This is a genomic window from Paraburkholderia antibiotica, assembly GCF_012927125.1.
In the GTDB taxonomy this organism is placed as follows: Bacteria; Pseudomonadota; Gammaproteobacteria; order Burkholderiales; family Burkholderiaceae; genus Paraburkholderia; species Paraburkholderia antibiotica.
In genome coordinates, this window is record NZ_JABBFZ010000003.1 from 280,935 (window position 1) to 302,206 (window position 21,272).

At 63.7% G+C, this 21,272-nt stretch carries 17 protein-coding genes; 11 read left to right on the forward strand and 6 right to left on the reverse strand.

The genetic code is table 11. From position 1 onward, the window contains the following. Positions 1–2: 2 nt before the first annotated feature. Together HHL14_RS08135 and HHL14_RS08140 are read left to right on the forward strand one after the other, a co-directional pair. Entirely contained in the window at positions 3–1,148 is a 1,146-nt protein-coding gene (locus HHL14_RS08135) for a CaiB/BaiF CoA transferase family protein (RefSeq protein WP_230412969.1), read from the forward strand. Between the two features lie 233 nt (positions 1,149–1,381). Then, positions 1,382–2,878 carry an MFS transporter gene (locus tag HHL14_RS08140; protein WP_169497078.1) on the forward strand — a complete coding sequence of 499 codons (1,497 nt, stop codon included), beginning with the start codon at positions 1,382–1,384 and terminating at the stop codon, positions 2,876–2,878. Positions 2,879–2,972: 94 nt separating this feature from the next. On the opposite strand, the gene HHL14_RS08145 is transcribed toward HHL14_RS08140, so the two are convergent. Further along, a complete protein-coding gene (locus HHL14_RS08145; RefSeq protein WP_169497079.1) occupies positions 2,973–3,122 on the reverse strand; it encodes a hypothetical protein in 150 nt (49 codons plus the stop codon). A gap of 898 nt (positions 3,123–4,020) precedes the next feature. On the opposite strand from HHL14_RS08145, the gene HHL14_RS08150 reads away from it, so the two are divergent. The 5 genes from HHL14_RS08150 (at position 4,021) to HHL14_RS08170 (ending at position 11,769) form a co-directional block, all read left to right on the forward strand. Next, positions 4,021–5,085: a helix-turn-helix domain-containing protein gene (locus HHL14_RS08150; protein WP_169497268.1), complete on the forward strand. Its 1,065-nt coding sequence runs from the start codon at positions 4,021–4,023 to the stop codon at positions 5,083–5,085. 98 nt (positions 5,086–5,183) lie between these two features. Next, the gene (locus HHL14_RS08155) at positions 5,184–6,839 is read left to right on the forward strand and encodes a sugar phosphate nucleotidyltransferase (protein ID WP_169497080.1); all 1,656 of its coding nucleotides are present in this window, start codon (positions 5,184–5,186) and stop codon (positions 6,837–6,839) included. 54 nt (positions 6,840–6,893) lie between these two features. Then, positions 6,894–8,279, forward strand: a complete 1,386-nt coding sequence (locus HHL14_RS08160) for an undecaprenyl-phosphate glucose phosphotransferase (protein ID WP_169497081.1) — start codon at positions 6,894–6,896, stop codon at positions 8,277–8,279. A 41-nt stretch (positions 8,280–8,320) separates the two neighbouring features. Beyond that, positions 8,321–9,460, forward strand: coding sequence for a polysaccharide biosynthesis/export family protein (locus HHL14_RS08165; RefSeq protein WP_169497082.1), 1,140 nt, complete (start codon positions 8,321–8,323; stop codon positions 9,458–9,460). A gap of 50 nt (positions 9,461–9,510) precedes the next feature. After that, positions 9,511–11,769, forward strand: coding sequence for a polysaccharide biosynthesis tyrosine autokinase (locus HHL14_RS08170; RefSeq protein ID WP_169497083.1), 2,259 nt, complete (start codon positions 9,511–9,513; stop codon positions 11,767–11,769). A gap of 168 nt (positions 11,770–11,937) precedes the next feature. Here the strand turns inward: HHL14_RS08170 and HHL14_RS08175 are convergent, their stop codons facing one another. Then, entirely contained in the window at positions 11,938–13,581 is a 1,644-nt protein-coding gene (locus HHL14_RS08175) for a hypothetical protein (RefSeq protein ID WP_206002246.1), read from the reverse strand. Positions 13,582–13,590: 9 nt separating this feature from the next. Further along, positions 13,591–14,259, reverse strand: coding sequence for a hypothetical protein (locus tag HHL14_RS08180; protein ID WP_169497085.1), 669 nt, complete (start codon positions 14,257–14,259; stop codon positions 13,591–13,593). A gap of 280 nt (positions 14,260–14,539) precedes the next feature. On the opposite strand from HHL14_RS08180, the gene HHL14_RS08185 reads away from it, so the two are divergent. The 3 genes from HHL14_RS08185 (at position 14,540) to groL (ending at position 17,353) form a co-directional block, all read left to right on the forward strand. After that, on the forward strand, positions 14,540–14,938 hold the full coding sequence (locus HHL14_RS08185; protein ID WP_230412954.1) for a hypothetical protein: 399 nt from the start codon (positions 14,540–14,542) through the stop codon (positions 14,936–14,938). A 430-nt stretch (positions 14,939–15,368) separates the two neighbouring features. Beyond that, positions 15,369–15,659, forward strand: coding sequence for a co-chaperone GroES (gene groES / locus HHL14_RS08190; RefSeq protein ID WP_008923887.1), 291 nt, complete (start codon positions 15,369–15,371; stop codon positions 15,657–15,659). Between the two features lie 53 nt (positions 15,660–15,712). Beyond that, complete coding sequence (gene groL, locus HHL14_RS08195; RefSeq protein ID WP_169497086.1) at positions 15,713–17,353, forward strand: chaperonin GroEL; 1,641 nt, start codon at positions 15,713–15,715, stop codon at positions 17,351–17,353. A 166-nt stretch (positions 17,354–17,519) separates the two neighbouring features. On the opposite strand, the gene cysC is transcribed toward groL, so the two are convergent. From cysC to HHL14_RS08210, 3 genes are all read right to left on the reverse strand, one after another. Further along, on the reverse strand, positions 17,520–18,158 hold the full coding sequence (gene cysC / locus HHL14_RS08200) for an adenylyl-sulfate kinase (RefSeq protein WP_169497087.1): 639 nt from the start codon (positions 18,156–18,158) through the stop codon (positions 17,520–17,522). Between the two features lie 26 nt (positions 18,159–18,184). Continuing rightward, complete coding sequence (locus HHL14_RS08205; RefSeq protein ID WP_169497088.1) at positions 18,185–19,396, reverse strand: sulfotransferase family protein; 1,212 nt, start codon at positions 19,394–19,396, stop codon at positions 18,185–18,187. Positions 19,397–19,749: 353 nt separating this feature from the next. Then, on the reverse strand, positions 19,750–20,616 hold the full coding sequence (locus HHL14_RS08210) for a hydroxymethylpyrimidine/phosphomethylpyrimidine kinase (protein ID WP_169497089.1): 867 nt from the start codon (positions 20,614–20,616) through the stop codon (positions 19,750–19,752). Between the two features lie 413 nt (positions 20,617–21,029). On the opposite strand from HHL14_RS08210, the gene HHL14_RS08215 reads away from it, so the two are divergent. Beyond that, positions 21,030–21,200, forward strand: coding sequence for a rubredoxin (locus HHL14_RS08215; protein ID WP_006047743.1), 171 nt, complete (start codon positions 21,030–21,032; stop codon positions 21,198–21,200). Positions 21,201–21,272 lie beyond the last annotated feature (72 nt).

Here is a 21,272-nt window from a genome sequence, read left to right on the forward strand (position 1 = left end):
ATATGGTGATGGGCCCGACCTGCGGGATGATCCTCGGCGACCTCGGTGCCGATGTGATCAAGGTCGAGCCACCGCGCGGCGACGGCACGCGACGGCTACTCGGCACCGGCGCGGGTTTTTTTCGTACCTTCAACCGCAACAAGAAGAGCGTCGCGCTCGATCTCGACAGCGAAGCAGGCCTCGACGCGTTGCATGCGCTCGTCGACAGCGCTGACGTGTTCGTCGAAAACTTCAAGCCCGGCCGCATGGCGAGCCTCGGCCTCGATTACGCGACGCTGCGCGAGCGCAATCCGAAGCTGATCTACGTGTCGCATAAGGGGTTCCTCAACGGTCCTTACGAGCACCGTCTCGCGCTCGACGAAGTCGTGCAGATGATGGCGGGCCTCGCGTACATGACCGGACCGGTCGGCCGTCCGCTGCGCGCGGGCAGCTCGGTCAACGACATCATGGGCGGCATGTTCGGCGCGATCGGCGTGCTGGCCGCGCTGCACGAGCGGCACGCGAGCGGCCGTGGCAAGGAAGTGCAGAGCGCGCTGTTCGAAAACTGCGTGCTGCTCTCGGCACAGCACATGCAGCAGTTCGCGGCGACCGGTGTGGCCGCCGCGCCGATGCCCGAGCGCATCAGCGCATGGGCGGTGTACGACGTGTTCACGCTCGCGCACGGCGAGCAGATGTTCATCGCCGCGACCGGCGACGCGCAGTGGCGCGCGCTGTGCGCGATTCTCGAGCGCGACGATCTGTTGGCCGACCCGCGCCTCGCGACCAACAACGATCGCGTGCTCGCGCGCGGCTGGCTGTTGCAGACGCTCGGCGAAAGCCTGAGCCGTTTTGACGGCGCGTCGCTCGTGCCGCTGTTCGAACGCAATCACATTCCGTTCGCGTCGATCACGAAGCCCGAGGAGCTGTTCGACGATCCGCATCTGAACGCCAGCGGCGGCCTCGCTCCACTGACACTTGACGACGGCAGCGAAACCGCGATGCCGCTGCTGCCGATTTCGCTCGACGGCGCGCGTCTCGCACCGCGTCGGCCGATTGCGAAGATCGGCGAGCACACCGCCGAGGTGCTGCGCGGGCTTGGTTATGACGACGCGCGGATCGCGGCACTGGCCGGCGCGACGCAGGCAGCGGTGCCGCGCGAGGCTGCCTGAAGTTTGCGCGGAGGTTGGCGCTGACGTTTGTGCTGATGTTTGCGTTGAGGTTGGCGACAGGCTTCATGCTGCGTTCTAGCGGTGCTTCGCGATGCACTCGCAGCGCAGCGGAGTGAAATGAAGCGAAGCACACTGCGCACCGCTCGCAGCATGACACCTCGTCCGCCTAATCCCACGCAACCGCTCTTCATCCATCCGATCCGGCGCGAGACCGGACTTCAAGGAGACAGACGATGAAATCGTCGAATCAGGCGATCTACGCTACCGCGCTCGGCGAGGCCGGCGCACTGAATGGCGCGCCCAAGGACACCGATGCAACCACATCTGGCCGCATCGGTTCGATCGCCCTTGATGGCGCGCGCATTTCCGCGCGGCTCGACCGCTTGCCCGCGACCCGCACGATCTGGCAGTTGGTGATGCTGCTGAGCTTCGGCATGTTCTTCGAACTGTATGACCTGATGTATTCGGGCTATATCGCGCCGGGCCTCGTGAAGAGCGGCATCCTCAGTGCGACCACGCATGGACTGTTCGGCACGAGCGGCGTCGCGAGCTTCATCGCCGCGCTGTTCGCGGGGCTATTCGTCGGCACGGCGGCGTGCGGCTTTCTCGCGGACCGCTTCGGGCGGCGCGCGATCTTCACGTGGTCGCTGCTGTGGTACACGACGGCCAACGTCGTGATGGCATTCCAGCATACGGCGCTCGGACTGAACTGCTGGCGCTTTATCGCGGGCATCGGGATCGGCGTCGAGATCGTCACGATCGGCACGTATATCTCCGAGCTCGTGCCCAAGCACGTGCGCGGCCGCGCGTCGGCGTGTTCGCAGGCGGTCGGTTTCTGTGCGGTGCCGATCGTCGCGTTTCTGTCGTATCTGCTGGTGCCGCAGCGTTTGTTCGGTCTCGATGGCTGGCGGCTCGTCGTGCTGATCGGCGCGGTCGGGGCTGTCGTCGTGTGGTGGATTCGTCGTGGCTTGCCGGAGAGCCCGCGCTGGCTCGCGCAGAAAGGCCGCATCGACGAAGCCGACGCGGTGATGACGCGTCTCGAAGCACGCGTCGCGAGCGAGTATCGGCGCAAGTGCGGCTTGCCGCTGCCGGAGCCGGCGCAGCCGGAACCGGTGCGCGCGCGAGCGGCGTTCCGCGATCTGCTGGTGCCGCCGTATCGCAAGCGCACGCTGATGCTGATCATCTTTCACGTGTTCCAGACGATGGGCTACTACGGCTTCGCCAACTGGATTCCGACGCTGCTGATCAAGCAGGGCATCACGGTGACGACGAGTCTGATGTACGCGAGCATCATCGCGATCGCCGCGCCGCTCGGGCCGCTGCTGGGACTGCTGATCGCCGACCGCTTCGAGCGCAAGAGCGTGATTATCTGCATGGCGGCGCTCAACGTGGTGTGCGGTCTTGCGTTCAGTCACGCGCGCGAGACGGTGCTGCTCGTCAGCCTTGGCGTGTGTCTGGTGCTCGCGGGCAATATCATTTCGTACAGCTATCACGCGTATCAGGCCGAGCTGTTTCCAACCAGCATCCGGGCTCGCGCGGTGGGTTTCGTGTATTCGTGGAGCCGTATTTCGGCGATGTTCTCGGCGTTCGTGATCGCCGCGTGTCTCGGCCGCTTCGGCGTGAACGGCGTGTTCGTGTTCATCTCCGGCGCGATGGCAGTGGTGATGGTCGCGATTGGCACGCTCGGGCCGAAAACGCGCGATGTCGCGCTGGAGGATATTTCGAAGTAGCGATTCGATTCGATTCGCGACGCGGGCGGCGCGGCGCAGAGAAGCAATCCACGAAAAATCCGCAGCTGGCTGCGCGCGCATCGCGATGAAAGTACTAGGAGTCGCGACGCGTGTCGTCGGTGCGCGCGAGCCGGTCCGATACGTTGGCGAACAGCAGCGTGAGCACGACGACGCCGATCGTCGCGAAAAGGAACGCACCAATCATCGCAGCCAGTATCAGCATGATCCAGGCAAGGCCGTTCATCTTCGGACTCCCGCGTATTTTGCGGCATCGTAACCCGTGTCGATGCGGGTTTTATGTGCGCTTGCCCGCCGGAAAGCTGTCGCTACACGCCGAACTATCGGCACATCGTGCCATCGTGTGGCACATAAACATTGCATGTCGTCGCGGCGTCGCCGAAGCGGCGTGCGATGGCTCATCATCGCGTGTAACCCGCTTCGTTCGTCAATCCCAATCTTGCGGAAAAGGCATAGTCCATTTCCGCAATTCGATGGCGGAATCGAACCGGGCGCAAACCGACACAATCCGCCATTCGCTTGTCAATTGACGGTACCCTGAAGCGGTCCGATTTCGATGTTTCACGCCTGAAACATTAATCGTCATTCTTATATTCAGGCGACCCAATAATGATGGATTAAATAATCTTTCGGGTCTCTATTGCGTTTATATTGGGTAAAACGAATGACGTCATTACGTTCCCCGACGGTTATTGTCTGGAGAACGGCCCATCCTGGGAGCAGGCACGCAGAAGAGGGGGAGGCGGTCCCACTCAATTCGATAGATTCTTCGCAAGAATCGCCTTCAAACACCGGCGTTCGCGGCCGAATCGAATTAGGGTATGTCCTTTTTCGAGTGGGCGTGCAGTGTGCGCTGGCGTACGCAATCAATTTTTAAATTGACTTAACATTCTCGAATGCATATTCCGGCATATGCGGAATTGGCATTAATCCATCGATAAGACGACCCGCTTCGGCAATGAGCGGAATTGCACTGACGGTCACCCATTAACGCGCCAACATGTCCGCACTTTCGGTCATGGCGGCTAAATGCTGGAAGCCGTCGCTATGATGCAGTGCACCGAGTGGGAACGCCTTATGGCCGTGGAAGGTGAAGTCTACCGATTTCCTTCGAGAGGATGACTATGACCTGCGCGAGTCTCGAGTCTGCAATGCTGCGTTGGGTGCATGCGCCGAATAAGGGCGTGCGCCATATCGCCATTCTGCTGTTCAACGACTGCTCGCTGCAGGCAGCGGGTGTCATCGCTGAAGTTTTTCAGGCCGCCAACGAACTCGCCAATGCGGGCTCGGGCGCGTGGCTCTACGACGTGTCGTTTCTGTCCGCCGATGGTGGCATGGTGACGTCGTCGTCCGGTTTGCGGGTGTGGACCGACGGGCTCGACGCGCGTCATTACGGCGGCTTTGATGCGCTGTATGTCGCGGGCGGCAAGGGCGCGACGATCGCTGCGCACGACGAGCGGCTGATCGGCTGGCTGCGCCGCGTTCGACGCAATACGTCGATGATCCGGCCGATCGCCGAAGGCCGCACGGTGCTCGATGCAGCGTACGTGCCCGACAGTCACGACAGCCACGACGGCGACGAACCGCGTCAACTGGCCTATGGCGCGAGCGGCGCTAACGGCGTCGGCGCGGCCAGTGCGGCGCACGGAGCATCAACGAACGCCGCAAACGGCGCGCGCGCTGCCGAGCATGGCGGCGTGGAAGTCAGCGACCGCCTCGAATCGATGCGCAGCGCGCTCGGGATGATCAAGCGCGATCTGGGCAACGCGACCGCGCGCATGGCGGCCGAGCGGCTGCTGTCCGACTCGTGCACGAACCTCGCGCCGCTGCTCGGCGAAGACGGCGGCATGAGTCCCGGCGACAAGGTACGCGCGGCCGCGCGCTGGCTGCAGGAGAACTGTCAGCAGTCGATTTCGATTGCCGACGCCGCGCAGTTCGCGGCGATGAGCGAGCGCAACTTCCTGCGCCGCTTCAAGATGGAAATGGGCATTACGCCGTCGAGTTTTCTGCTGCACGAACGCCTCGCGGTGACGTGCAGCCTGTTGACCGAATCCGAATTGCCGGTCGACAAGATTGCTCGCCGTACCGGCATGGGCAACGGCGACCGTCTCGCGAAAGTGTTCCGCAAGCGCATGAGGATCTCGCCGACCGAGTTCAGGATTCAAAGCCGCAGGATGGCTGGCGAGTAGCGCCGACCGAGGCAGGGCAGTTGCCGCGTTTGCCGTGACGGCAAGTGGGGACCGGACCGATCTTCCTTGTACCTTGCAGAATTATAAGGAATCCGAATATGTTGACGCAGAGCATGGTGAGCGCCAGATCTGTCGAGCCGACCGGCGCTAGCGCCGGTGCGGCCGGCTCGCGCTGCGCGCATATCGTTCCGGTGATTCTGGCGGGCGGCTCGGGCACGCGGTTGTGGCCCGTGTCGCGCGAGAACTTTCCGAAGCAGCTGATCGACGTGGTCGGCTCGGACTCGCTGCTGCAGGCCACCGCGCGGCGCCTCGACGGTTTTCCGGCGGGCTGGAGCATCGATGCGTCGCCGATCGTCGTGTGCGGCGAGGAACATCGTTTCGTGATTGCCGAGCAATTGCACGGCAACGGCGTCGACGCACGGCTGATCGTCGAGCCCGCGCGACGCGATACGGCGCCCGCGCTGACGCTCGCGGCCTTGCTCGCACGCGCGGCCGGCGACGACGCGATCCTGATCGTGATGCCGGCCGATCACGCGATCGCCGACGTGCCCGCGCTGCAACGCGCGCTCGATTGCGCGGCGCGCCACGCGGCAGCCGGCGCGATCGCGACGCTCGGTGTGCCGCCGACGCGGCCCGACACCGGCTTCGGCTATATCCGCATCGGCGCGGCGCTGGCCGAGGGCGGTCATGCGATCGACGGCTTCGTCGAGAAGCCCGCCGAGGAAATCGCCGCGCAATACGTGGCGGCCGGTACGTACTGGTGGAACAGCGGCATCTTCATCGTGCGCGCGAGCGTGTGGCTCGATGCGCTCGCGCATTTGCGTCCCGACATGCATGTGCCGTGCGAAAGCGCGTTTGCCGGCGGCAAGAACGATGGCGCGGTGTTCCGGCCGTCGCATGATGCATTCCTCGCGGTGCCCGCCGACTCGATCGATTACGCGGTGATGGAGCGGCTTGCCGAACCGCCAGCGGATGAATTGCAGAGCAGCAGCAATGCCGCCGACAGCGAAAGCGCCAACCCGAACGGCAACGAAAGCAGCAACGAAAACCGCAACGCAGACCGCAACGCAGACCGCAACGCAGACCCGCACGCCACGGCCTCCAGCCTTCCCGCCGGCGTCGTGATCCCGCTCGAAGCCGGCTGGTCCGATCTCGGCTCGTGGGACGCCGTGTGGGCCGCGATGGCCAAGGACGCGAACGGTAACGCCGGCCGCGGCCGCGTCACGTTCGAGGGCGCGGTGTCGTGCTACGCGCATTCGGAAGGGCGGTTGGTCGCCTGCGTCGGCACGGCGAACGTCGTCGTGGTCGAGACCGCCGACGCGGTGCTGGTGGTCGATCGCTCGCACGTGCAGGACGTGAAGGGGCTCGTGTCGCGCATCAAGGCGCAGCACGCGCCCGAGGCCGATGCGCATCGCAAGGTGCGGCGCCCGTGGGGCTTCTACGACTCGATCGATCGCGGCGAGCGCTTTCAGGTGAAGCGCATCGTCGTCACGCCCGGCGCGCAGCTGTCGCTGCAACTGCATCATCACCGCGCCGAACACTGGGTGGTGGTGCGCGGTACCGCGCTCGTGACGCGCGGCGACGAACAGTTCCTGCTGAGCGAAAACGAATCGACCTACATTCCGCTCGGCACGCGTCACCGGCTCGAAAACCCCGGCAAGGTGCCGCTCGAAATCATCGAAATCCAGTCCGGCGCCTATCTCGGCGAAGACGACATCGTGAGGTTCAATGACAACTACGGTCGCTGCCCGTAAGCAGCGTTTTCACGCTCCATTTGCGAACAGGAAAGGCGAGGCGAGGTAAGCAAAATGCGCAAGTTTCAGGATCTGCTCGCGCGGATTTTCGATGTCGCGCTGGTATTGGTGGGAGCGACCGTAGCGTCGCAGATTCGCTTCGACTATCTTGGCCAGTCGGGCTTCTACTGGGCGCTGGTGATGTTTTCGGCCGCCTTCGCGCTGGCGATCTTCCCGGCCTTCGGCGTCTACGAGTCGTGGCGCGGCCGCTCCAAGCTCGGGCTCGCCGGCCAGGTGTCGCTCGCGTGGCTGATCGTGCAGGCGTGCGCGCTCGTGCTGATGTATTCGCTGCACCGGATCGACATCGTGTCGCGGCTGTGGTTTTCGTACTGGACCGCGACGACCGGCGGCCTGATGATCGCGTACCGGCTGATCACGCATGCGGTGCTCGCGCGTGCGCGCGGCGCCGGCATGAACCTGCATCAGGTCGCGATCGTCGGCAACGGTTCGCAGTGCGACGCGATTCTGCGCCGGATCGAAGCGGCGCCGACCGCGGGTTTTCGCGCGACGGCCGTCTACAACACGCGACCGGACGATTCCGCGGTGACCCATCCGCGCGTGCCGGTGTTCGATCGCGTCGATGCGCTCGCCGAATACATCCGCACCAACGACGTCCACGAGCTGTGGCTGATGTTGTCGCTCTCCGAGGAGCCGCTGATCTGCGCGCTGATCGACGAGTTCCGCGACGACCTCGTCAACATCCGTTTCATGCCGGACGTGCGCAGTCATGCGCTGTTCGAAGGCAGCGGCGTGGTCGATCTGCTCGGCGTGCCGGCAATCAATCTGGTGGCGTCGCCGTTGTCGGCCAACGCGATGCTGAAGAAGGAAATCTTCGACCGGCTGTTCGCGGCGACCGCGCTGTTCGCGCTCGCGCCGCTGCTGGTCGCCATCGCGATCGCGGTGAAGCTGTCCTCGCGCGGACCGGTGCTGTTCAGGCAGAAACGCAAGGGCGCGGACGGCCGCGTCTTCACGATCTACAAGTTTCGCTCGATGCGCGTGCATACCGAAGCGAAGGGTACTTTGAGTCAGGCGACGCGCAACGACAAGCGCGTGACGAAAGTGGGCGCGTTCCTGCGCCGCACGAGCCTCGACGAGCTGCCGCAATTTTTCAACGTGCTGCGTGGCGACATGTCGGTGGTCGGACCGCGTCCCCATGCGCTCGAGCACGACGACCTCTATCAGAAGGTGGTCGCGGGCTATATCAATCGCTACCGGATCAAACCGGGAATCACGGGCTGGGCGCAGATCAACGGCTTCCGTGGCGAAACCGACCGCATCGAGAAAATGGAGCGTCGTGTGGAGCATGACCTGTATTACCTGGGCCATTGGTCGTTCGCTCTCGACATGCGGATTATCGGCGCGACGATTGTCGCCGGACTGGTGCATCGAAACGCTTACTAGAAAGTCGATAACAAACGCCTCGGGGCGAAGGAGGAAAAATCATGAGCTCGCTTGGTTTTCGCACGGGAAGTCTTGTGGTTTTCACTAGTGCAGCACTGCTTGCCGGATGCGGAAGCGTACCGGGACAACGGATGATTACTCCGGCCACGATTCAGGACACGGGTGGGGAATACAGTACCGAAGCTTCGCAGCAGACGCAGATACCGATCACCGACATCAACGCGGCGTTGCTGCGCAAGATGAATGCCGACATGCAGGCGTCGACGGTGCCGCCGGAGACCGCGGCGCTGTTCGGCAAGCCGACCTCGTATAAGGTCGGCCCCGGCGACGTGCTGCAGATCGTCGTCTGGGATCACCCGGAACTCGCGGCCGCGCTCGGTCAGCCGACGACCAGTTCGCGCACGGGAGACGCGATGCCGGGCTTCCTGATCGACGAAAACGGCGACGTGCAGTTTCCGTATGCGGGCAATCTGCATGTCGCGGGCAAGGACGTCGCGACGATCCAGCGCGAGTTGCATCAGCGTCTGGGCAAGGTGTACCAGAAGCCGGAAGTGACGGTGCGGGTCGCGTCGTTCCGTAACGCGCTGGTGACGGTGGATGGCGAAGTGCGCACGCCGGGCAGCCAGTCGGTCAACGACGTTCCGATGTCGCTGACCAACGCGATCGGCCAGAGCGGCGGCTTTACGACGACGGCGGACCGCAGCCGGGTCGACCTGATTCGCGAGGGCAAGACCTATCGGCTGAACATCGACGACCTGATCAAGCACGGTCACAACCCGTCGGATATCTATCTGCGGGCGGGCGACCTGGTGCGGGTCAACGCGCGCGAAGACAGCGGCGTCTACGTGATGGGCGAAGTCAACAAGCCGGCCACGGTGCTGCCGTTGCGCAACGGCTCGCTGACGCTGTCGCAGGCGATCTCGGACGGCGGCAGCTTCGACTCGAACACGGCCGCGGCGCAGCAACTGTTCGTGATCCGCAATTCGACCAGCGATTCGCCGCAGATCTATCACCTCGATGCGACCTCGCCGGTGGCGATGCTGCTCGCCAACCAGTTCGAGCTGCAGCCGAAAGACATCGTGTATGTCGGCCAGGGCGGCCTCGTTCGCTTCAACCGCGTGTTGAACCTGCTGTTGCCGGCGATCAACGCGGCGGTGACGGGAGTCGTGGTGTCGAAGTGAGCGGCGCGCGACGCGCAACCTGAACCGCCGGGCCTTGTCGGGTGAACAACATGGCAATCAACTTTGATAACCGCTACGACGGCCGCGCCGACGGCCGTTATGCGGACGTGTCCGGACCGGGGACGCTGCATCTGTCGGACTGCCTGCGCACGCTCGTGCGCGGGCGGCGCACGATTCTGACGGTGACGCTGATCGCGCTCGCGCTCGGTAGCGCGTACGCGTTTCTCGCGCCACCGACCTATCGTGCGGACGTGCTGTTTCACGTCGAAGACAGGAGCGCCAATGCGAACGGGGCGGCGAGCGGCGCGGCACCGTCGTTCGCCGGCGGCTCCGACACGAAGCCGTCGACGGCCGCGCAGATCGAGTTGCTGAAGTCGCGACTCGTCAGCGAGGAAGCGGTGCGCGCGCTGCACCTCGACATCACGGCGACGCCGCGTTATCTGCCGGTGATCGGCGGGATGATCGCGGGTCTCGTGAACGGAAAGTGGGGCTTCAGGTTGCCGTCGTTCGTCAATCTGTCGGGCTTCGCGTGGGGCAACGAGAGCATTGCGGTGTCGCGCTTCGACACGACGAAGCAGATGTACGACGCCACCTTCACGCTGGTGGCGGGCAGTGACAACACGTTTATTCTGCGCGATCCGAACGGCAGCGCGATCCTGTCGGGACGCGTCGGCGAGACGGTGCAGACCGATACCGCCGACGGTCCGATCACGCTGCACGTCGACAGCATGGTCGGCGCGCCCGGTTCGCGCTTCAAGCTTGCGCGCGCGTCGACGCTCGGCACGGTGGACCGTTTGCAGAACACCGTGGTCGTGCAGGAAACCGCGCCGCAATCCGGCGTGATTCGCGTGAGCCTCGAAAGTGGCGACGCGGCGCTGACCGCGGCGATCGTCAACAACATGGCGCACGAATTCGTGCGTCAGGACCTCGCGAACCGCTCGACCGAGACCGATCACACGCTCGCGTTTCTCGAGCAGCAACTGCCCGGCTTGCGCAAGGATGTCGACGACGCGGAGCAACGCTACAACAAGTTCCGCAACGCGCACGGCACGGTCGATCCCGGCGAGGAAAGCCGGCTGCTGCTGCAGCAGGTCGTCGACAACAAGACGCGGCTGCTCGATCTGCAGCAGCAACGCGTGGAGATGCTGCAGCGCTTCACGCCGAGCCATCCGGCCGTCGCCGCGCTCGATGCGCAGATCGCCGCGTTGCAGGGCGCGCAGGCCAACATGAACCACAGCGTCACGGCGATGCCCGATACCGAGCAGACCGCGCAGCGGCTCAAGCGTGATCTGCAGATGAAGACCGAGCAATACAACAATCTGCTGAACAGCGTGCAGCAACTGCGTGTCTCGCAGGCGGGTCAGGTGGGCGGCGTGCGCGTGGTCGATTTCGCCGAAACGCCCGACGATCCGATTCGGCCGAAGCGCCTGCTGGTGATCCTGAGCGCGCTCGGCGGCGGCCTCGTGCTCGGCGTCCTGCTGACTTTCTTCAGGCGCGCGATGTATGGCGGCGTCGAGCGGCCCGACGAACTGGAAGCGATGCTCGGCGTGCCGGTGTTCGCGGCGGTGCCGCGCAGCCAGACCCAGTTGCGTCTGCAGGAAAGCGTGGCGATGCGCCGTCGCGGTCAGCACGTGCTCGCGCAGCAGGCGCCGGGCGATCTCGCGGTGGAAGGCGTGCGCAATCTGCGCACGTCGCTGCAACTGTCGCTCGATCACGCCGCCAACAACGTCGTGATGATCACCGGCTCGCGGCCCGATGCGGGCAAGTCGTTCCTGTCGGTGAATCTGTCGGCGCTGGTCGCGTCGGCGCACAAGCGCGTGCTGATCATCGACGGCGACATGCGGCGCGGCGACGTGCATTCGCATTTCGGCATCGCGCATCAACCAGGGCTTTCCGACGTGCTGCGCGGCGCCGATCTCGAGGCGGTCATCCAGCACGAAGTGATGCCCGGCCTCGACGTGATCCCGAAGGGCACGCTGCCGACGCATCCGGCCGAATTGCTGATGAGCCGGCGTTTCCAGACGATGCTCGACGAACTGAAGCCGCGCTATGACCTTGTGATCATCGATACGCCGCCGGTGCTCGCGGTCACCGACCCGACGCTGGTCGGCCGGTATGCGGCGACGACGCTGCTGGTGGTACGGCATGGTCGGCAGCCGCTCAGCGAAATCATCGAAACCGCCAAGCGGCTGCGCAATGGAGGGGTGGGCTTGCGCGGCGTGTTGCTTACCGATGTGCCGCAGGAGGGCGCGTTCCTTGGCTCGGGGTATCAGGGCGGCTATTACGGTTACGACAGTATTGCGGGTTGAATGCGCGCGCCGGTGCGCGGACGCGTTGCGCTGGATGAGGACGAGGCCATCGGTGATGGCCTCGTTTTTGTTTAGGGTGGCTGAACTTTTTTGCTGGGCGATTTTTTGTTGCTGGTTTCCTGCGTGCTCGCCGTTTAGTGCTCTCAGGGCCCGCAGAGCACTCCGTGCCTAGTGATGACGCAGCAGGTCGCGCAGATCGTTCGGTGGGACCGCGGCCACTTCGGCGGCGGGTTGTTGTACGGCTCGTGGTTCTGGGTCGCGTGCGGCCAGCGTCGCGACATGCGGCGCTTCGCGGCTTTCCTTGTTGCTTGCGTCGAGCGGCGATGCGCATCCCGCGTGTCCGCCGTTGCCGCAGCCGTGAGCGAAACCCGCTGATGCGACCCGCGCGTGTTCGGGCAGGCCGATGTCCTCGTGCTGGCGCCAGGCTTCGTGATTGTCCACTGACGCAGGGCGTGCAGTGGTCTGGGTGCTCGCTGCGATGATGCGCGGTTTGGGCGTCGGCTGATTACCTTGCCGGAGGGGGACGCGTGCGATCTTCGGATGCTGTAAAGCGCTGGCGTGAAGTGGGGTCGCGCGCGGCGGGTCGATTCGCGTGGGCGAGGTGCGTTGTGTGTCGGTGGAGGCGAGGGGCGCGCGGCGTACGGTGGTTGCGGGCGTGTTGCCGTTCGATGCGATGGCGGGTGCGGTGGTGTGCGTTGCCGTTGGCGCGGTTGCGATGACGGGCGCGGGGTGAGGTGCGGGCAACTGCATTGGCGTTGGCGTCTGCGTCGGTGGCGTAATTGGCGCGGGACGTACGGACGAAGGTTGTGGCTGTTGCGCGACGTTTATGGGTGTTGGCCGCTGCGTAGCGCTGGTTTGCGATTGCGACGGTGCTTGCGTAGCGATGGCGAGCCGTGGCTGTGACGCGATGGAAGCGGTGGTTGGTGCGACCGTCGGTGTGGCTGCGATGACCAGCATTGATGTCGGCGGCGGCGTAACGGGCGTCGGACGTACGGACGAGGGCGACGGGTGCGGCTGTTCTGCAACGACGACGGCTCTTGGTTGCTGAGTGACTGCTGCGAGCGACGGCTTCGGCCGCGTCGCGACGATTGGCGGTTGCGCGGCCACCGCGACAGTCGACGGTTGCTGCGCCACCGCGGCGGCCGGTAGCTGCTGGGCAACGTTCACACTATCCGACACCGGCCGTTGCGCGACGACCGTCGGCGCAGCCGGCTTCCGATGTGCGACAAGCGACGGCGCAACGTGCGGCGTGCTCACTGCGCCGGCCAATGCGGCCGGCGCGTTACCGCTCGTCTCGTTGTCGTTGTGGGAAATGAAGCCGGCATACATGGCGCCGATCGCCGCGAGCACTGTCGCGGTGAGCACAACGGAACGCCGCAGCCGCCGGGAGCCGGGCGGCACGAACGTAGTTTCATCGATCGAGTCGTAGCGGCTCAGTTTGATTCGCGACGACACGGGCGCCGCTCCATAGCGCTGAAAAGCAGCCGACGCATGCGGCGGCTCCACGGATTCATATGGCCCAAGCGATTCGATCGACTCAAATGATTCGACCGGCCTGCGCGGCGCGGCGAGCGCCCTTGAGCGCGACACGCGCGAGCCGTGCCGGCCGGTTTGATCGAAGCCGTCCAGCGGCAACTCGTGGCACGCGGGGCACGGCGAGAAGCGGCCGGGCAGCGCCACGCCGCAGTACGCGCATTGATGGATGAACGGCTGGTCGGAGGTCGTGTCGCGCGGCATGGCCGGATCGCCCCACTGGCGTCGAAGGCCGACGCCATTAAAAATTATCGTTGTAACGACGCCGGCAAACGGCATCGACCGGAATTACTGGACGAAATAACCGCGTGCCTGCATGCATGCGCTGTAAGCGGCCCAATAGCGCGTCATCGGCGGCTCGGGGGCAGGCAGCGGCGGCAGCTTGACGCCCGATCCCGCATTGGCCTGCAACGAGGCGTCCGGTGCGCCCGGTGTGCCGAGGCTTGCGCTCGCGGCAGGAGTGGCGGCTTGCGTCGTCGTTGCGGGTGCGGTGGCTGATGCACCGGCCGCAGCGGTGGCTGCTGTGTTGGTGCCAGCGGTCCCGCCCGCGGTCCCGGCGGTCGCGCCAGGTGTACCGCCCGCGTCTGCCGCGGCCTCGTTCGCCGGTTTCGCCGACGAAGCCCCCATCGGCGCGGCGGCCGTCGGTGCGCTTGCGGCGTCCGGCATGCTCGCGCTCCACGGCAGCGGCGTGGCGGAGAAGGAACTGGGCGGCAGCGGTGGCTTCGACGGTACGCCCGTCGACGAGCTCTTTGCGGCGGGCGTCGGACGCGGCGGGATCTGCGACTCGTGAACCATGCTGACCTTGCTGACCCGGCTCGCTTCCGCGTAGCACATCGCGTTATCGATGCCGCGCTCGTACGGGCTCTGACTTCGCATCGGATAGGTGAGCGGTCGCCATGCGAACGCGGCGGTGCTCGTCATCAGGAGCACGAGTACGGTATATGTTTTAGAAGTCATCGCAGTCACTCCCGCAGCGATGTTTCGCCTTTTGTTAGTGTTGTCCATGCGCGCTTGCGTTGCCAGCCTGTTGGGTGGCGGGTCGCGTGTCGTGGTCGGTGGCGCGCGGCCGGGCAGGCAATCGAAAGCTGCCTGATCGAGCGTAACACCCGCTATTGGCGACGCGATGCGTCGGATAGCGCGCGAAAACGCCATCGTGCTGTCCATTGAGGACATCGCACGCGAGGTGGCACGGAAGCTCGGGACAATCCCTGAGCGCATATCGGAGTATCGGGAGCCGATGATGAAAAACCAGTCGTATTGCCGCCGTGCGCGCTGCGCGGCGGTATTGCTGTCGATGCTGTCGCTCGCCGTGCCGCTGGCCGGCCACGCGAGCGAAGAGGGCGCGAACCTGCAGGCCGAGACGGCCGGCGAACGGGCGAGCTTCGCGCAGGCGTTTTGCGAGGTGTCGCCCGAGCAGATCGGCAACTACAAGGAGCGACTCAGGAAGCGGCTGACCGAAGCGACCAACTTCGACCAGCACTGGGATACGGGCTGGCGTCGCGCGCAGAGCAACAATAACCAGATGAGCGGGCTGCGCGAACGCGATCCGGCGGAATTCGCGTCGCGCATCAAGGTCAACTGCGAGCGGCTGAAGTGGATGGCGCAGAATTCGTTACACGCGCCGGCGCGCAAGTAAGGGCGGCGCGCCGGTGTCACGCGTCACGCGCGGCGGCTGCGCTGCGATCTTATGCGCGTTAGGACGGGGGTTTTCCCTGGAAAGCCCGGTGACCGTGCCGCGAATGAGGGTTTGCAGGCGCAGCCGGCGCCCGGGCGTCGCTCGCGCGCCGTGTCGGGTCGAACTTTAAGTTCGTGCCGCAAGTCTTTGTTTTTTATTGAATTCACGCTCCACGTGAATGATCGTGCGGGCGCCCTCGGCCGGCGCGACGTGCGGTAAAAGGGCGTTGGCTGCCCCTCCGAACCCCTCTCGTCCCCCACTTCTTGAATTTGTCACTACCCGTCCATATAATTAGCACTCGCTGCACGAGAGTGCTAACAACATCGCCGGTTGGCTCAGCCAATCGGGTTTTCTCAGCGTTCTTCAGTCTCAATCAAAGAGAGGAGTATGTATGAACCTTCGTCCTTTGCATGATCGCGTGATCGTCAAGCGTCTGGATCAAGAAACCAAGACCGCGTCGGGCATCGTGATCCCCGAAGCCGCAGCGGAAAAGCCGGATCAAGGCGAAATCCTCGCAGTCGGCCCGGGCAAGCGCGACGACAAGGGCGCAGCTATTGCGCTCGACGTGAAGGTCGGTGACCGCGTCCTGTTCGGCAAGTACGCAGGCCAGACCGTCAAGGTCGACGGCAACGAACTGCTCGTGATGCGCGAAGAAGACATCATGGCCGTGGTGCAGAAGTAAGCGCAACGTCGCTACTTCCCCGGTTATATCTCAAGAATTCAAGGAGTTAGAAGATGGCAGCTAAAGACGTCGTATTCGGTGATTCCGCCCGTGCCAAGATGGTCGAAGGCGTGAACATTCTCGCCAACGCCGTTAAGGTCACGCTGGGTCCGAAGGGCCGCAACGTGGTCCTCGAGCGCAGCTTCGGCGGCCCGACGGTCACCAAGGACGGTGTGTCGGTCGCAAAAGAGATCGAACTGAAAGACAAGCTCCAGAACATGGGCGCGCAAATGGTCAAGGAAGTTGCTTCCAAGACCAGCGACAACGCAGGTGACGGCACGACGACCGCTACGGTTCTCGCGCAATCGATCGTTCGCGAAGGCATGAAGTACGTCGCGTCGGGCATGAACCCGATGGACCTGAAGCGCGGTATCGACAAGGCTGTTGCAGCCGCAATCGAAGAACTGCGCAAGATCAGCAAGCCGTGCACGACCAACAAGGAAATCGCTCAGGTTGGCGCGATCTCGGCGAACAGCGATTCGTCGATCGGCGACCGTATCGCTGAAGCGATGGACAAGGTCGGCAAGGAAGGCGTCATCACCGTCGAAGACGGCAAGTCGCTGCAAGACGAGCTGGACGTCGTCGAAGGTATGCAATTCGACCGCGGCTACCTGTCGCCGTACTTCATCAACAACCCGGACAAGCAGGTTGCCGTGCTCGACAACCCGTTCGTGCTGCTGCACGACAAGAAGGTGTCGAACATCCGTGATCTGCTGCCGGTCCTGGAACAGGTCGCGAAGGCTGGCCGCCCGCTGCTGATCATCGCTGAAGACGTCGAAGGCGAAGCTCTGGCAACGCTGGTCGTCAACAACATCCGCGGCATCCTGAAGACCGTCGCCGTCAAGGCTCCGGGTTTCGGCGATCGTCGTAAGGCGATGCTGGAAGACATCGCGATCCTGACCGGCGGTCAGGTCGTCGCTGAAGAAACCGGCCTCACGCTCGAGAAGGCAACGCTGGCTGAACTGGGCCAGGCGAAGCGCATCGAAGTGGGCAAGGAAAACACCACGATCATCGACGGCGCTGGCGAAGCAGCGAACATCGAAGCTCGCGTCAAGCAAGTGCGCAAGCAGATCGAAGAAGCGACCTCGGACTACGACCGTGAAAAGCTGCAAGAGCGCGTTGCCAAGCTGGCAGGCGGCGTTGCAGTGATCAAGGTCGGTGCTGCGACCGAAGTCGAAATGAAGGAAAAGAAGGCACGTGTCGAAGACGCACTGCACGCAACGCGCGCAGCTGTGGAAGAAGGCATCGTGGCTGGCGGCGGCGTCGCGCTGATCCGTGCACGTACGGCAATCGCCGGCCTGAAGGGCGCTAACGCCGATCAGGACGCAGGTATCAAGATCGTGCTGCGCGCGATGGAAGAGCCGCTGCGCCAGATCGTCACGAACGGCGGCGAAGAAGCGAGCGTCGTGGTCGCGGCAGTTGCTGCTGGCCAGGGCAACTACGGCTACAACGCAGCGACCGGCGAGTACGTCGACCTGGTCGACGCTGGTGTCGTGGACCCGACGAAGGTCACGCGCACGGCGCTGCAGAACGCAGCTTCGGTTGCTGGCCTGCTGCTGACGACCGACGCAGCTGTCTGCGAACTGCCGAAGGAAGATGCACCGATGCCTGGCGGCATGCCCGGCGGCATGGGCGGCATGGGCATGGACATGTAATTCCGCTCGGGTCTTGCGGTTCAGCCTCGCGGTTGGGCCGCATCACGGGACCCGGATGGAAGTCCAGCGGGGAAGCGCGTCGCAAGACGTGCTTCCCCAAAGAAAAAACCCGCAGAAATGCGGGTTTTTTCTTTGGGGCCGGCGAAACGCTCAGGAAATTTCCGAATCAGGCTCTTGCCGTATGGACGGCCGGCTGTGCTGCTGTCTCGAGGCAATGGTCACGCAGATAGCTGAAGATCTGCGCAACGCTCTCGGCGGGACTCAGCGTGCCCGTGTCGACGCGCAGCTCGGGAGCATCCGGTGCTTCATACGGCGCCGACACGCCGGTGAACGAACTGATTTCGCCGGACCGTGCCTTCGCATACAGGCCTTTCGGGTCGCGGCTCTGACAGGTGGCGAGCGAGGCGGACACATAAGTCTCGACGAACTTGTCGGGGCCGATGATTTCGCGCGCCATCTCGCGGTCTTCACGGATCGGCGAGATCAGCGCGGTGATCACGATCAGGCCGGCGTCGTTCATCAACTGGGCGACGTGGGCAACGCGGCGGATGTTTTCGCGGCGGTCCTCCCGCGCGAAGCCGAGGTCGCTGGCGAGGCCGTGGCGGACGTTGTCGCCGTCCAGCACGTAGCACGCGTGGCCTAGCGCGATCAGTTGCGCTTCGAGCGCGAACGCGAGCGTCGATTTGCCGGCGCCGGACAGGCCGGTCAGCCAGATCGTCGCCGGTTTCTGGCGAAACATGCGCATGCGGTCCTGTGCGGCGATCGTGCCGTGAAAGCGTTGCAGGAAGTTCGGCGGCTCTTTCATGGATGGATTCCTCATTCTGCTGACGCTCATTCGCAGTGCCAGCCTTGCCGCCACGTGCCGGCGTTGTGCAAGCTTTCGGTCGAGTCGGCGATGGCGACGCGAAAGCCTTCCGGCGTGCCGTCCGGCAGCGGAATCGAAAAGCCGGTCCGCGCGCTCGGATAGCCGGCGCTCGCGACGTCCGGCCGGGGTTCGCCGCTCCAGCCGGTCGCAACGATTTGCGTGCCGACGCGCACTTCGAGCGGCACCTGTCGGTCCGGCCGGGTCAGATTGACCGCCCACCCCGACACGACGCCATCGCGCACGGTGTCGACGAAACCGTCGAACAGATCGACCGACGCCGGCTGCCGGCTGCGCGCGAATTTCAGATAGTCGTTGATCGGGGCGAGATCGAAACGGCGAATCACCTCGTGGACCTTCGACAGAAACGAGCCGTCGAAGCCGAAAACCGTCGAACTGAAGACGTGCGGATTCTCGAGCTGATTGATTTCGGCCTGAATCACGTGGACCAATTCCAGCGCGTTCGAAAAGATGCTACCGGCTTCTTTCGCATACGTATCGACGATACGATTCGCGTCCTGAAAGAGTTCGTAATCGAGTCTATTGTCTTCGATAAATTTTTGTCGCGCGGTATCGCTTAAAGGGCGTCTGTCTTTCGATAAGCTGCTAGTGCGGTTGGTTTCGAAATAAAACGGCAAATTCAATTCGCTCGCGCCGCAAAGCCGCAGCAGGAATTCGCTCATGTTTTCGCAAACGCCGACTGTGCCGATATGCTCGCGCAGATGGGTTCGCGCAATCGCGAGACTCGCTTCATTGGCGACCGGTTCGCCGCTGAGCATATGCACGAACAGATTTCTGCCGCCGAGCGATTCGCCGACCCATTCGTCGAGCGACAGCGCGCCTTGCTGCGCGAGCGCTTCGTCGGGCGATACGCTGACGCCGCGCATGACTTCGCCGTTCTTGCCGTTCGCCGCGTACCAGTAATGCGAGATCTGGCGCGCGAGCGGATCGCGCAGGATCGTGCAGTAATTGACCGGATATCTGACGATGCGGTGAATGCCATAGGGTCGATGTCCGCCGCCAATACGGTTTTCGAGCAGTCTCGCGCGGTAGTTTTCCCCGTTGGACTGATCCCAATCGAAATTAATAAACTGGTCTTTACCTTTATTCAAATCAAAAAACGAAATAACGGTCGAACCGCCGCATTTCGGGGGATGAATGAAAAAGATAGGAAAAGACATGTGGGGACATATGACAATTTTGTGATGGGTAAAGTCTAGTCGCACGATTGCAATGAGGTTGTAACGTTTAATTACGCGATACAACAGTCGCTTACATGGTCCGCGCAGCGTTTGTGCTGTTATGCGAAATAAATCGACGAAGGCCACGCCCATATGGCGTACGCACCGCAGCGTTAGCTGATGGAGGTCGTCTCAAATTTGCCGGTTATTTTTTTGATATTTAGTAAATCGGCAAAAATTGCAGATCAGAAAAATGCGATGAAATGTAAAAAAACCCGCCTCTGAGCGGGTTGTTTCTGGTGGACTGGGGACGGCTCGATTCGCATGACGTGACGCGAGTCGTCGGGCGTCGCTTAATGCCTCGCTTCGCCTGGCTCCGCGCCTTTGCCTTGAGCGGGCGGCGTGTCGTCTTCGTCGTCGCTGCTGCGCGCCCAGAAGAAACGGTCGGGCATGTACGAACCCATGCCGGGCCGGAACGCATTGCGCACCGCCTGATAGAGGTACTCCTGGCTCTCGCGTACCGCTTCCGCGGGTTCCTGGCCGTTGGCCAGCAACGCGGCGATCGCCGAACCGAGCGTATCGGTGAGGCCGGTCAGCCGATGGCTGGCGCGATCCCACATGTCCTGGCGCAACTGGCCGTCCTCGCTGAACAGCGTGTTGACGAGCCGGTGCGAGCCGGTTTCCGTCGACAGGATGTACTCGCAGCCCTGCGACAGCAGGTGCGAGATCGCGGCGTCGAGGCTCGGCGCTTCGGCATCGCCGTCCGGTTGCGCCAGCGCCAGCAGCGTCGACGAATCGGCGACCAGCAGCGTGGTTTGCGGCGCCAGCAGATCGGCGATCGCTTCGCGCAGTTCGTCGGCGGCGAGCACGTGTTCGTCGTCGAGCGTGAAATCGGGGGCGAGGATCAGCGGGATGCTGTCGTAGTCGGCGACCACTTCGGCAATCGCGCTGACCACTTCGGCACGCGTGCACGCGCCGACCTTGAATGCGGCGATCGGCATGTCTTCGAGCAGCATGCGCGCCTGGGTCGCGACGACGTCCGGGTCGAGGCCGGTGACTTCGTCGCAGCTGGCCGAGTCTCGCACGGTGTAGCCGGTAAGCACGGAGACGCCATGGCAGCCCATGCTGGCAAGAGTCATCAGGTCGGCTTGCAGGCCGGAACCGCCAGTGGGGTCGGAAAGGCCGAAGGTGAGGACGATCGGTGGCGTGTCGCTGGGCATGAAAATGAGTAAAAGGAGCGGGATTTCGGCGCGGGGCGTAATGGGCTCCGCAGTTGGCTCAATTATGCGGCCTAAACCGCGGTGAGGGCGTTTTTTCGCGTGGCACAGGCTGCGCGGTGTGCAGTCCGCGCAAAAAATGCAGGGAGGCGGTCGCCACGCGCATGTTGCGAAGGTTGACGACAGAATCAACCGGATTCGCTCCCGAGGTCCTCCTCTACCACGCGACGGGTTCGCAAGCGCTCACGCGTCCGATGCGCGGCATGACGCCGCAAGTGCTATCCAGTTTGTCCTCGGACGCCCCGCCGAAGGCCGGCGCACGCTACGATTGCGCGTTCTGGATTGCTAGGCATGGGGGCGCCAACACGGTACCATCATGGCTCCCGTTTCCACGGACTTAACGACGCGACACAAGAATGGAATATCAAAGCTGGATGTGCCTGATTTGCGGCTGGATTTACGACGAAGAAGCCGGCTTGCCGGACGAAGGCATTGCGCCGGGCACGCGCTGGGAAGACGTTCCCATCAACTGGACCTGCCCGGAGTGTGGCGCGCGCAAGGAAGACTTCGAAATGGTCCAGATCTGAAGTTCGGCATGCTGCCGGCCTCGGCCGGTGGCGTGGTTCGACGAATTTCATCGATCTTTCCGGCGCCGCGGC